Genomic DNA, 12,155 nt, shown 5'->3' with positions numbered 1-12,155 from the left:
CGCTGCCGCACGGCTTCCTTCGCTGTGCGGCGCGGCTCATAATCGCCAGCCTGTGCAGTGATGGCCGTGAGCCCGCAATGACGATAATTTCAGAACTCTCCGCAGTGCCCGAGCAAGTGACGGCCGAGCCGCGCAAGAGTCGCAAGAACAACCCGGAAAAAACCCGCGAGAACATCCTTCAGGAAGCGATTGTCGAGTTTGTTCAGCAGGGTCTTTCAGGTGCCCGCGTCGATGCCATCGCCGAGCGCATCCACACCTCCAAGCGCATGATCTATTACTACTTCGGCAGTAAGGAACAGCTCTACGTCGAAGTGCTGGAAAAGCTCTACGGGGATATTCGCAACACCGAAAGCCGATTGCACCTGGCTGAACTGGCACCGGTGCTGGCGATTCGCCGGCTGGTGGAATTCACCTTCGATCACCATGATCGCAATGTCGATTTCGTGCGTATCGTTTGTATCGAGAACATTCACAACGCCGAGTATGTGAAGCGCTCCGATGTGATCAAGGCGATGAACAACACCATCCTCGATTCATTAGGCGAGATTCTCCGTCGCGGCGCCGAGCAAGGGCTGTTCCGCTCGGGGCTTGATGCGCTGGATGTGCACTTGCTGATCAGCTCGTTCTGTTTCTATCGCGTGTCGAACCGCCACACCTTTGGCGAGATCTTTCAGATCGACTTGCCGGACGAAAGCATCAAGCAGCGTCATCGCGAGATGATTTGCGAGTCGGTTTTGCGCTATTTGCAGGCGTAATTCGGCAGTGTGAATCACCTTTGCAGGAGCCGGCTTGCTGGCGATAGCGTCTTTACAATCGCCATCGCCACAAGCCGGGCATCAACCATTCATGCTTTGAAAATGCGCCAGCATCCGCTGCGCGTCCGGCTCCACGCCGCTGAACAATTCGAACGCCTTCACGGCCTGGAACACCGCCATGTTGCCGCCATCCAGCGTCCGGCATCCCAGCGCGCGGGCGTTGCGCAGCAGTTCGGTTTCCAACGGGAAATACACAATTTCCGCCACCCACAGTTCAGCCCGAAGCCATTCGACCGGCACCGGCATCCCCGGGAGTTTTTTCATGCCCATCGGCGTGGTGTTTACCAGGCCGTCTGCCTCGGTCAGCGTCAGCGCCAAATCATGACCGGCCACCGCGCGCCCGCTGCCGAAATGATGGTTGAGGTTGTCGGCCAGGCTGTGGGCGCGGCTGATGTCCACATCGAAAATGCTCAATTGCCGTACGCCTTCACTCAAGAGCGCGTGGGCCACGGCCGCACCGGCACCCCCGGCGCCCATCTGCACAACGCGCTCAACGGCAACGCCTTGCAAGCCTCGGCGAAAACCTTCGGCAAAGCCCAGGCAATCGGTGTTGTGGCCGATGCGTTTGCCATCTTTGAGAACCACGGTGTTTACCGCGCCAATCCCCCGGGCCTCCGGCGATAATTCGTCGAGCAGCGGGATGATCGCCTGCTTGCACGGGAAGGTGATGTTCAGCCCGGTGAAGTTCATGCGCTCGGCGGCGCTCAACAGGTCGGGCAGGGCAGTGCTGTCGAGTTGCAACTGATCGAGATCGATCAGGCGATAGAGGTAGCGCAAACCCTGGGCATCGCCTTCATGCTCGTGTAATGCCGGGGTGCGGGATGCCTGGATGCCGGCGCCGATCAGTCCGGCCAATACCGCTTGGTTCTGGCTCACGATGGTTACCCTTTCAGACGTTGGCTGAAGTGTTCAAGCGCCAGGCGATAGCCATGGCTGCCGAACCCCGCCATCACCGCAGTGGCAATGGCTGACACAAAGGAATGGTGACGGAAAGCTTCGCGGGCGTGGACGTTGGACAGGTGAACTTCAATCACCGGCAACTCGCTGGCGACCAAAGCATCGCGGATGGCTACCGACGTGTGAGTCCAGGCGGCCGGGTTGATCACGATCCCGGCACAGCGGCCCCGAGCGGCGTGAATCCAGTCGAGCAGTTCGCCTTCGTGGTTGGTCTGGCGAAACTCCACCGCCAGACCGAACTCTTCGGCGGCACGGCCGCACAGCGCAGAAATATCAGCGAGGGTTTCATGGCCATAGGTGGCCGGTTCGCGAGTGCCGAGCAGGTTCAGATTCGGGCCGTTGAGCACCAGAATGATGGGGGACATCGATGTTTCTCCACTTATTATTTTTGGCATTGGCCGTAGGTTTCGGCCTGTGGAGATAAATTGTACTAGCTGGTTAATTTGGTCAATTGAAGCGGCGGTTCCCCGGCGTATTGTGTGCGGTGATCGGACGTTTTCGATTTCAGCGTGGCAAATGCTCCACCAGAAAATCAATGAACGCGCGCAGTCGCAAGGGCATATGGCGGCTTTGCGGATAGAGCAAGGTGAACGGCCGCGAGCGCCCGCCATAGGGCTTGAGGACTTCCACCAGCGAGCCGTCCGCCAGTTCTTTTTCGACGATGAAACGATAGGTCTGGAACAGACCGGCGCCATGTTTCGCCAGGGTCACGCCGCCCAAAACATCATCGGAACAAACGTAATTGCCTTCGGCCAGTATCTCCCGCTGAACGCCATCGTCATTGAACAACCAGGCAATGCGCCGGCCGCTGCTGGGCAGTTCGTACTGAATGCAGTCATGTTGCTGCAAATCGTCGAGGGTCTGCGGGGTACCGGCGAGCTTGAGGTACTCGGGGCTGGCAATCATCACCAGCGCGGCGTCCTCCAACGGCCGGGCGATCAAGCCGGAATCCGGAATCGCGCGTACGCGAATGGCCATGTCATAGCCTTCGCCGACGAAATCGATGTTTCGGTTACTGATGTGCGACTCGACTTTCACCGCCGGAAAGCGCGCACGGAAGGCTGGCATCAACGGCAGGATCCGGTGGTGGGCATAGGTGGTCGGGATACTGATACGCAGTGTCCCGGACGGCACTTGTTGCTGGCCCATGACCTCGCGCTGGGCCTCCACCAGTTGCGCCAATGCCTGACGGCATTCTTCGTAATAGCGCCGGCCGCTGTCAGTCAGCTTGACGCTGCGGGTCGTGCGCGCAAACAACCGCACGCCCAGGCGCTCCTCCATGCGCGACACCGAACGGCTCACCGCCGCCGGCGTGACGCCCGCCACCAACGCCGCCGCCGTGAAGCTACCGGCCTCGGCGGCCAGGCAAAACAGCTCGATGCTGCCCAACTGAAGATCGTCGAATTGTCGCTGCATGATTGATTACACCGGGGATCAAATGAAGTGTCTTGATCAGTATTTATCAAATACCTGCACACAGATACAGTGAGTTCAAATCAGCGAGCAGGAGAAGCAACATGCCCTTCGTCAGCGTACGCATCACCCGTGACGGCGTTACCCGGGAGCAAAAAGCCCAGGTTATCGCCGAGATCACCGAGACCTTGCAACGCGTGCTCGGCAAGCCGCCGGAGCTGACCCATATCGTGATCGAAGAAATCGACACCGATAACTGGGGATATAAGGGCATTACCACGACTGAGTTCCGGAAAAACCAGCCGGGTTGATTCTGCTGCAAAGCAAAACAGCCGTCCTCGTGGCGGCTTTTTTGTGGGCGCAGGGAAAGGATTGCTTACGATTCGTTGGCGTTATCCAACGCACTGGAGCGCGGCTGAGCGCTAGTCTCAGTCACGCAAACACCATTTGGTGATGATCACCAGTGGTCGGTTTTTTCAGGGAATATCGAGTCTTCGGGCTCATTAACCTAACAGATGGGTTAGCATGAAAGTATGCAGCTACAAAGGGCTCTCGGTAGTCATCATGTTGCGCGATGAGCACTGTCCGCCCCATGCACATGTGGAGGCAGATTCGTGGAGTGCGCGGTTCAAATTCAGTTTCTGGCGCAACGGCGTCGAGCTCTGGGACGTTGTTCCGCTCTCGCGTCGGCCACCGATTGCGGTGCTTGAAGGGTTGCGCCAGTCGCTGAAGCGACCGACCCATTTATTGCGGGCTCGCTGTATCTGGTGGCGAAAGCTGCAGACGGCCTGCCTTGATAATCAATTGTGGGATTGGCAAACCAGCGAGGTCGTCGTGGTGAAAAGGATTGTCAGCACCACCAACATGATCGCTTCAGCTTGTTATGAGCCTGAAACGAACAAAACGCGGCTATCCCTGATAGATGCACAGGAATGTGTGGAGATCGAATTATGAAAACGGTAAAAGCCAAGGTCCAGGTAGACAGGCCGGTAACAGAGGCTCGCCTTGAACGAGCTATTGAACGGGGCAAGTCGCGCCCAAACAGCGGGTTACAGGCTACATCGGTAACCTATGAGGCTCCGTGTCTGGCGGTCAGCTTCGAAGATGGCAGCGGGATATTGCTGCCGGTTGGAAATTACCCTGAGTTCGAAGGATTCGAAATCGAAGACTTCGCTGGTTTGGAGGTAGGTTTTACCGGCAGTGCCATCTGTCATGTAGGTAAGGACCTGCACATATCTATCGCCGGATTGATCTCGGCCAGTGAGCCGTTGATGGCGATGGCCGCTTCGGTGATTGCTTCGCGCAATGGTCGTCAGAGCAGCGCTGCCAAAGCCGAAGCCGCGCGGGCTAATGGCAAGAAAGGTGGGCGTCCGCGCAAGGTCGACATCGTGCTTTGAACGCCGACAAAAAAGCCGTCGTTATGACGGCTGATTCGTTCATTGCATCTGCACTCACCGCCGGGTCAACAACACCCCGGATTCCATGTGATGGGTCCACGGGAACTGGTCGAACATCGCGCATTGGGTGATGCGGTGGGTGTCGTGCAGTTGGGCGATGTTGGCCGCCAGGGTTTCCGGGTTGCAGGAGATGTAGAGGATGTTGTCGAAACGCCGGGTCAGTTCGCAGGTGTCCGGGTCCATGCCGGCGCGCGGCGGGTCGACGAAGACGCTGCCGAACTCGTAGCTCTTGAGGTCGATGCCGTGCAGGCGACGGAACGGCCGCACTTCGTTCAGCGCTTCGGTCAGTTCTTCGGCGGATAAACGCACCAGCGTGACGTTATCCACAGCGTTTTCGCTGAGGTTGCTCAGCGCCGCATTGACCGAGGTCTTGCTGATTTCGGTGGCCAGCACTTTACGCACGCGGGTGGCGAGCGGCAGGGTGAAGTTGCCGTTGCCGCAATACAGCTCCAGTAAATCGTCCGGGCGATCGCCCAGCGCGTCGTAGGCCCAGTTGAGCATCTTCTGGTTCACGGTGCCATTGGGCTGGGTGAACGCGCCTTCTGGCTGGCGATAGCTGAAGGTGCGGCCGCCGACTTCCAGCCGCTCGACCACGTAATCGTGACCGATGACTTCGCGCTTGCCCTTGGAGCGGCCGATGATGCTGACGTTCAGCTCGGCTGCCAGTTTCGACGCCGCTGCGTGCCAGTGCTCGTCCAGCGGACGGTGGTAGCACAGGGTGATCATCGCGTCACCGGCCAGGGTGGTCAGGAACTCCACCTGGAACAACTTGTGGCTGAGCGGTGCGCTGGCTTGCCAGGCGGCCTTGAGTTGCGGCATCAACTGGTTGATGCGCAGGCTGGCGATCGGGAACGCTTCAATCAGAATCGGCGTGCGTTTGTCTTCCTGGGAAAACATCGCGTAGTGACGCTCGCCGGCTTCGCGCCACAGACGGAATTCTGCGCGCAGGCGGAAGTTCTGCAGCGGCGAATCGAAGACGGCTGGCTCGGGCGCATCGAACGGGGCCAGCAGGTCACGCAAACGCGTGACCTTTTCTTCGAGCTGAATGGCGTAGGCCTGGGAATCAAAAGTCATGCGTTAAACCAACCCAGCTTGATCACGAACAGAATCGACAGGATCACCAGCGCCGGGTTCAGCTCACGGCCACGACCGGACATCAGCTTGATGGCGGTCCAGGCAATGAAGCCGAAGGCGATGCCATTGGCGATGGAATAAGTGAACGGCATCGCCAGTGCGGTGATTACCACAGGCGCGGCGACGGTAATGTCGTCCCAGTCTATTTCGGCCAGGCCGGAAGTCATCAGCACGGCGACGAACAGCAGTGCTGGCGCCGTGGCGAACGCCGGGACGCTAGAGGCCAGTGGCGAGAAGAACAGCGCCAGCAGGAACAGAAACGCCACCACGATGGCAGTCAGGCCGGTGCGGCCACCGGCACTCACGCCGGCGGCGGATTCAATGTAGCTGGTGGTGGTCGAGGTGCCCAGCAGGGAACCGGCCATCGCCGCAGTACTGTCGGCGATCAGCGCACGGCCCATTTTCGGCATGTGGCCGTCCTTGCCCATCAGCCCGGCGCGCTTGGCGACGCCGATCAGGGTGCCGGAGTTGTCGAACAGGTCAACGAACAGGAAGGCGAAGATAACGCTGACCAGGCCGATGTCCAGCGCGCCCTTGATGTCCAGTTGCAGGAAGGTCGGGGCCAGCGACGGTGGCATCGACATCACGCCGCCGAACGGGGTGAAGCCCAGGGCGATGGAGGCGATGGTCACCACCAGAATGCCGATCAGTACCGCGCCGCGCACCGCGAGGGCCTCAAGGGCGACGATCAGGGCGAAACCAAGGGTGGCGAGGATCGGCGCCGGTTGTTTCAGGTCGCCCAGGCCGACCATGGTCGCCGGGTTACTGACGACGATGCCGGCGTTGTGCAGGGCAATCAACGCCAGGAACAGGCCGATACCGGCGGCAATCGCCGAGCGCAGCGGCAGCGGGATGCTGTTGATGATCCATTCACGGATGCGGAAGATCGACAGCAGGAAGAAACACACGGCTGAGATGAACACCGCACCCAGCGCCACCTGCCAGGTGTGGCCCATGTGCAGGACCACGGTGTAGGTGAAGAAGGCGTTCAGGCCCATGCCCGGTGCGAGGGCGATCGGGTAGTTGGCGATCAGGCCCATGACTGCCGAGCCGATGGCGGCTGCCAGGCAGGTGGCGACGAACACCGCGCCCTTGTCCATGCCGGTCTCGCCGAGGATGCTCGGGTTGACGAACAGAATGTAGGCCATGGCCAAAAAGGTCGTGACGCCCGCCAGAATCTCGGTGCGTACATTGGTGTTGTGTGCCTTGAGTTGAAACAGCCTTTCCAGCATGTCTGCTCCCCGTTGCGCGCCCGGCGCCGTGAATGTATCGACCTCAACAGCAAAGCACAGACCACTGCAGGCGCCTGGGATTTTTCTGTGGGTCGGAAAAAGCCGCGCATCATACCAGCCGCGCAGGGTTATGGCTGCTTATGGCGGTGATCGTCGTCGATGTTTTGCGTTTAACGTAAACCCGCCATACTGCGCGCTGGTTTTTTTGGGGGGTAATTGGATGAAAACGCGTCTGTCGATCTTGTCCGGTGGCTTGATGGCATTGCTGCTGGCGGCACAAGGCGCCACGGCGGCTTCGGCACCGCCGTTGACCCAGGTAAAAGTGCTCAAGGTCGAATCGCCTGAATGTGGTTTTGAAAACATTGATGAAGGGCAGACGCAGACGCGGTGCAATCACAATGGCCCGAATATCCGGATCTACGTGCTGGAAGTGGGCTACGGCCGCAGCCAACCGCATGCCACGCTGGATGGTTTCGAGGTGAATGGCACCCGTACGCCCGTCTGCGCTTACGAAAACGGCAACCTGACGGATTGCTCGCAACGAACAAAAATCGTCGGCAACTTGTACATTTTCAGCCTGGCGGGCAAACAGGAAGGCACCTTCACCTTCAGCAATACCTCGATCAACGCGCCGCGCAACACGATGTCGACGCAGCTTTACATCAGGTAACGACCAGGCTCGAACAAGGGTAAGGAAAGCTGACTACGCTTCAAGAACCCTCCTGTGGAATGTTCCCATGACCTTTCGAGCCTTGATTACCCTCGCTGAGGGCACCGATGACCTGCAGACCGTGACCCTGATTGATGTACTGCGCCGCGCCAGGGTTGAAGTCGTGGCGGCCAGCATCGAAGGGCGGCGCATGCTGACCTGCGCACGCGGTACTCGCCTGACCGCTGATGCCATGCTGGTGGACTTGCTGGCGCAGCCTTTCGACCTGATCGTCCTGCCCGGTGGCTCCGTCGGGGCGCAGCACCTGGCAGCCCACCAGCCATTGCAACAGTTGATCAAGGATCAGGCCACGGCCGGTCGCCTGTTCGCCGGTATTGCCGAAGCCCCGGCGCTGGCGTTGCAAGCCTTTGGCGTATTGAAACAGCGGCGCATGACGTGTCTGCCTTCAGTCAGCCATCAGCTCTCAGGTTGCAACTTTGTTGATCAACCGGTGGTGGTCGATGGTAACTGCATCACCGCCCAGGGGTCGGGGGCAGCGCTGGCGTTTGCGCTGACGCTGGTGGAACAGCTCTGCGGCAAAGCCATGCGAACGACGGTGGCGGGGGAGTTGGGGGGGTAGGCAGCGTCAGGCGTGAGCGGCGATGGGTTTGATGAGCGGTTGCTCACGATGCTCCGCCTGCCAGAGATCGTAGTCGGTCTGAACCCCTAGCCATGTCCGCGCCTTGCCAATCCCGGCCCGCTCCAGGCGTACTGCCAGGTCCGGACTGATTGGCGCGTGTCCATGCAGTACTCGCGACAAGTGCGGGCGAGCGAATCCCAGGTGCCGGGCAAGTTCCGCGACACTGATACCCAGTTCGGGCAATACATCCATTAACAGTGTTTCGCCAGGATGCGGCGGGTTGTGCATAGGCATGTCCTGCCTCCTGTCAGTGGTAGTCCAGATAGTCGACCAGTTCGATATCTGTGCCAATAAAACGAAAAACGACTCGCCAGTTCCCTGAGACACTCAGCGACCAGAACCCGGTCAACCCTCCCCGCAGCGGATGCAATCGCCAGCCCGGGAGGTCGAGGTCGTCAGGGACCGTGGCGCGATCCATGAATTGCAGCATCCGAGCCAGGCGCTTCGCATGATCTGCTCGAATCCCGCGAGTCGAACCTGTTTCATAGAAGCCACGAAGGCCTTTGTGTTGAAAGGATTTGATCATGGGGAAAGTGTAAGGCGATACATTACACTTTATGCGGTATCTATGTATTGCACCTGGTCGGCAAATCTGTGGTTGGTAACGGCCTTAAACCTTCACCTCTTCCTTTGGCACATGCATGCGGTCCCGATTAGCCAGTGTCGGGAACAGCTTGATCCAGGTCCCGGTCACCACCAGCGTACCAATCCCCCCCATGACCACGGCCGGCACGGTGCCGAACCAGTGGGCGGTCAGGCCGGATTCGAACTCGCCCAACTGGTTCGAGGCGCCGATGAACAGACCGTTCACGGCACTGACCCGACCGCGCATTTCGTCCGGGGTTTCCAGTTGTACGAACGAGGCGCGGATCACCATGCTGATCATGTCGGCCGCGCCCAGCACCACCAGCACGGCCAGGGAAAACCAGAACGAGGTCGACAGGCCGAAGGCGATGGTCGCCACGCCAAACACGCCCACGGCGGTGAACATCACCCGCCCGACATTGCGTTCCACGGCAAACCGCGCCAGGTACAGCGACATCAATAGCGCGCCCACCGCCGGGGCTGAACGCAACAGGCCCAATCCCCACGGGCCGGTCAACAAGATGTCCTTGGCGAAGACTGGCAGCAGCGCCGTGGCGCCACCGAGCAGAACGGCGAACAGGTCCAGGGAAATCGCCCCGAGGATATCCGGCCGACTGCGAATGAAACGGATACCCGCCAGCAGCGAATCCAGGGTCGCCTTGCCCTTGTTCAGCGGCGTTTGCCGAGCGGGCAAATTGAGCATCAATGCGCAAGCGATGATGTACAAAACCACCGTCGGGCCATAGACCCACACACTGCCAAACGCATAGAGCAAACCGCCGAGGGCCGGGGCAACGATGGTTGCCGATTGCTGGGCCGATTGCGCGGCGGCTACGGCACGTGGAAACAGGGCGCTTGGCACGATGCTCGGGAGCAAGGCCTGGGTGGTTGGCATCTCGAAGGAGCGGGCGGCTCCCAGCAGGAAGGCGAGGATGAAGATCATTTCCCGGGTGACGTGATCAGTCGCGCTGCCAATGGCCAGCGACAGGGCGATCAGCGCTTGCAGGGATTGGCAGAGGGCCGCGACCTTGCGCCGGTCGTAGCGGTCCGCGACATGCCCGGTGTGCAGCATGAACAGCACCCGCGGCGCGAATTCCACCAACCCGACCAGACCCAAATCGAGCACGTTGCCGGTCAATTGGTACAGGTTCCAGCCAATGGCCACCGTGAGCATCTGAAAACCGCTGGCGGTAAAGACCCGGGCCAGCCAGAACGCAAGGAATGGGCGATGGTGACGTAACAGCAAGGGCTCTTGGCTGGGCATCTGCGGGCAAATCTTGGGGGGACGAGGGAAGGGGAAGGTTATCACCAACCTGTAACAGGAAGTTGCCATGTCAGAAAATTTAGTTAGCTAGATACCGATCTTCGGCTAAGCCGGATTCCTGTGGCGAGGGAGCTTGCTCCCGTCAGGCTGCGAAGCGGCCTCAAACCCTGGCATTTCAGCGCTTCAGGGTAACCGCATTGATCGGTATGACGACTGCTGCGCAGTCGAGTGCGAGCAACCTCGCTCGCCACAGTGAATACCACAGCCCTATGAGGCAACTTGTCACGCGGCAAAAGACCACGCGGTTCCCCCCCGGAAATGGGACTACTCTTTCAACGTTACTTGATCCAGATCAAAACCCTCAGCAGCAATCGATCTGGCGGCCGCAAGGCCAGACTCCCTGCGTTGTGATGCGTAGAAAAAAAGAACAACAGAGATTCGCCGCACTCCATATCCGTGGGAACCGAGGATGCAGGCCTCCAGCCAGCAGCCGTACTACCTGATAGAGGAAGACTTATGTTCGGTTTAGAGGCACTTGATCTCGCCCGAATCCAGTTCGCGTTCACCATCTCGTTTCACATCCTGTTTCCGGCCATCACCATTGGCCTGGCAAGTTACCTGGCGGTGCTCGAGGGTTTGTGGCTCAAGACCCATAACGACACGTACCGGGACCTTTACCATTTCTGGTCGAAGATCTTTGCTGTCAACTTTGGCATGGGCGTGGTTTCGGGGCTGGTCATGGCCTATCAGTTCGGCACCAACTGGAGCCGATTCTCGGACTTCGCCGGAGCGGTGACCGGTCCGTTGCTGACGTATGAAGTGCTCACGGCATTCTTCCTCGAAGCCGGATTCCTGGGCGTCATGCTGTTCGGCTGGAACAAGGTCGGGCGCGGCTTGCACTTCTTTTCCACCGTCATGGTGGCCATCGGTACGCTGATTTCGACGTTCTGGATTCTCGCCTCCAACAGCTGGATGCAGACACCGCAGGGCTTTGAAATCATCAACGGCCAGGTGATTCCAACCGACTGGCTGGCAGTGATCTTCAACCCATCGTTCCCCTATCGCCTGATGCACATGGCGACGGCGGCGTTTGTGGCCACGGCGTTCTTCGTGGGCTCTTCGGCAGCCTGGCATTTGCTGCGCGGCAAGGACAACCCGGCGATTCGCACCATGCTCTCGATGGCGATGTGGATGGCGCTGATCGTGGCGCCGATCCAGGCGGTCATCGGTGACTTCCACGGCCTCAATACCCTTGAGCATCAGCCGGCGAAAATTGCCGCGATCGAAGGCCACTGGGAAAACAAAGGTGACGAGCCGACGCCGCTGATCCTGTTCGGCTGGCCGGACATGAAAGAAGAGAGGACCAAATTCGCGGTCGAGATCCCCTACCTGGGCAGCCTGATCCTGACCCACTCGCTGGATAAACAGGTACCGGCGCTCAAGGAGTTCCCGCCTGAAGACCGGCCGAATTCGACCATCGTGTTCTGGTCGTTCCGGATCATGGTCGGCCTGGGCTTGCTGATGATCTTCACCGGTTTGTGGAGCCTGTGGCTGCGCAAAAGCGACAAGCTCTATACATCGCGACCGTTCCTCTACCTGGCGTTGTGGATGGGACCATCCGGATTGATCGCGATCCTCGCCGGTTGGTTCACCACCGAAATCGGCCGTCAGCCGTGGGTGGTGTACGGGCTGATGCGCACGGCGGATGCGTCGTCCAACCATAGCTTCATGCAGATGAGCATCACCCTGATCCTGTTCGTCGTGGTGTATTTCGCGCTGTTCGGTGCCGGGCTTGGCTACATGATGCGCCTGGTGCGCAAAGGGCCGAAGATCGATGAAGGCAAAGAAACCAACGACGGTGGCCCTGGCCAGAAACGTACGCCGGCTCGTCCGTTGTCGGCTGCCGATGACGACCAAACCGACCATAGCCTGACCAAGGAGATTTGAAT

15 protein-coding genes are annotated in these 12,155 nt (G+C 59.5%); 7 read left to right on the top strand and 8 right to left on the bottom strand.

Annotation, left to right across the window (positions count from 1 at the left end; all coding sequences use genetic code 11):
- The first annotated feature begins 77 nt into the window (after positions 1 to 77).
- Positions 78 to 755, top strand: coding sequence for a TetR family transcriptional regulator (locus M5G20_RS28930; protein ID WP_273921964.1), 678 nt, complete (start codon positions 78 to 80; stop codon positions 753 to 755).
- 81 nt (positions 756 to 836) lie between these two features.
- Here the strand turns inward: M5G20_RS28930 and M5G20_RS28925 are convergent, their stop codons facing one another.
- The 3 genes from M5G20_RS28925 to M5G20_RS28915 form a co-directional block, all read right to left on the bottom strand.
- A complete protein-coding gene (locus M5G20_RS28925; protein ID WP_273921963.1) occupies positions 837 to 1,691 on the bottom strand; it encodes a shikimate dehydrogenase in 855 nt (284 codons plus the stop codon).
- 5 nt (positions 1,692 to 1,696) lie between these two features.
- Positions 1,697 to 2,137 carry a type II 3-dehydroquinate dehydratase gene (gene aroQ, locus M5G20_RS28920; RefSeq protein WP_150734704.1) on the bottom strand — a complete coding sequence of 147 codons (441 nt, stop codon included), beginning with the start codon at positions 2,135 to 2,137 and terminating at the stop codon, positions 1,697 to 1,699.
- 139 nt (positions 2,138 to 2,276) lie between these two features.
- Positions 2,277 to 3,188: a LysR family transcriptional regulator gene (locus tag M5G20_RS28915; RefSeq protein ID WP_273921962.1), complete on the bottom strand. Its 912-nt coding sequence runs from the start codon at positions 3,186 to 3,188 to the stop codon at positions 2,277 to 2,279.
- Positions 3,189 to 3,289: 101 nt separating this feature from the next.
- On the opposite strand from M5G20_RS28915, the gene M5G20_RS28910 reads away from it, so the two are divergent.
- The 3 genes from M5G20_RS28910 to M5G20_RS28900 all read left to right on the top strand — a co-directional run bounded on the left by M5G20_RS28910 (position 3,290) and on the right by M5G20_RS28900 (position 4,582).
- Positions 3,290 to 3,496: a tautomerase family protein gene (locus tag M5G20_RS28910; RefSeq protein WP_034148192.1), complete on the top strand. Its 207-nt coding sequence runs from the start codon at positions 3,290 to 3,292 to the stop codon at positions 3,494 to 3,496.
- A gap of 214 nt (positions 3,497 to 3,710) precedes the next feature.
- Complete coding sequence (locus M5G20_RS28905) at positions 3,711 to 4,139, top strand: DUF4160 domain-containing protein (RefSeq protein WP_273921961.1); 429 nt, start codon at positions 3,711 to 3,713, stop codon at positions 4,137 to 4,139.
- On the top strand, positions 4,136 to 4,582 hold the full coding sequence (locus M5G20_RS28900; protein ID WP_273921960.1) for a DUF2442 domain-containing protein: 447 nt from the start codon (positions 4,136 to 4,138) through the stop codon (positions 4,580 to 4,582). Before M5G20_RS28905 ends, M5G20_RS28900 begins: the two co-directional genes overlap by 4 nt.
- A gap of 54 nt (positions 4,583 to 4,636) precedes the next feature.
- Here the strand turns inward: M5G20_RS28900 and trmA are convergent, their stop codons facing one another.
- Together trmA and M5G20_RS28890 are read right to left on the bottom strand one after the other, a co-directional pair.
- Positions 4,637 to 5,716: a tRNA (uridine(54)-C5)-methyltransferase TrmA gene (gene trmA / locus M5G20_RS28895; RefSeq protein ID WP_273921959.1), complete on the bottom strand. Its 1,080-nt coding sequence runs from the start codon at positions 5,714 to 5,716 to the stop codon at positions 4,637 to 4,639.
- A complete protein-coding gene (locus M5G20_RS28890) occupies positions 5,713 to 7,008 on the bottom strand; it encodes an NCS2 family permease (RefSeq protein ID WP_273921958.1) in 1,296 nt (431 codons plus the stop codon). The genes trmA and M5G20_RS28890 overlap by 4 nt, the downstream gene beginning before the upstream one ends.
- 220 nt (positions 7,009 to 7,228) lie before the next feature.
- On the opposite strand from M5G20_RS28890, the gene M5G20_RS28885 reads away from it, so the two are divergent.
- Together M5G20_RS28885 and M5G20_RS28880 are read left to right on the top strand one after the other, a co-directional pair.
- Entirely contained in the window at positions 7,229 to 7,678 is a 450-nt protein-coding gene (locus tag M5G20_RS28885) for a DUF4879 domain-containing protein (protein ID WP_273921957.1), read from the top strand.
- A 67-nt stretch (positions 7,679 to 7,745) separates the two neighbouring features.
- Positions 7,746 to 8,297, top strand: coding sequence for a DJ-1 family glyoxalase III (locus tag M5G20_RS28880; RefSeq protein WP_273921956.1), 552 nt, complete (start codon positions 7,746 to 7,748; stop codon positions 8,295 to 8,297).
- A gap of 6 nt (positions 8,298 to 8,303) precedes the next feature.
- On the opposite strand, the gene M5G20_RS28875 is transcribed toward M5G20_RS28880, so the two are convergent.
- The 3 genes from M5G20_RS28875 to M5G20_RS28865 all read right to left on the bottom strand — a co-directional run bounded on the left by M5G20_RS28875 (position 8,304) and on the right by M5G20_RS28865 (position 10,206).
- Positions 8,304 to 8,591 (bottom strand): HigA family addiction module antitoxin, encoded by a 288-nt coding sequence (locus tag M5G20_RS28875; RefSeq protein WP_150734709.1) that lies wholly within the window; start codon positions 8,589 to 8,591, stop codon positions 8,304 to 8,306.
- A gap of 13 nt (positions 8,592 to 8,604) precedes the next feature.
- Entirely contained in the window at positions 8,605 to 8,883 is a 279-nt protein-coding gene (locus M5G20_RS28870) for a type II toxin-antitoxin system RelE/ParE family toxin (RefSeq protein WP_150734710.1), read from the bottom strand.
- A gap of 84 nt (positions 8,884 to 8,967) precedes the next feature.
- Entirely contained in the window at positions 8,968 to 10,206 is a 1,239-nt protein-coding gene (locus M5G20_RS28865) for an MFS transporter (RefSeq protein WP_212626510.1), read from the bottom strand.
- Between the two features lie 516 nt (positions 10,207 to 10,722).
- Here M5G20_RS28865 and M5G20_RS28860 point away from each other — a divergent pair.
- Positions 10,723 to 12,153 (top strand): cytochrome ubiquinol oxidase subunit I, encoded by a 1,431-nt coding sequence (locus M5G20_RS28860; protein WP_273921955.1) that lies wholly within the window; start codon positions 10,723 to 10,725, stop codon positions 12,151 to 12,153.
- Positions 12,154 to 12,155: the final 2 nt, after the last annotated feature.

It is taken from the genome of Pseudomonas sp. TNT2022 ID1044, from assembly GCF_028656895.1.
GTDB classification, from domain to species: domain Bacteria; phylum Pseudomonadota; class Gammaproteobacteria; order Pseudomonadales; family Pseudomonadaceae; genus Aquipseudomonas; species Aquipseudomonas reinekei.
This window is presented reverse-complemented; position numbering and strand designations above follow the sequence as displayed.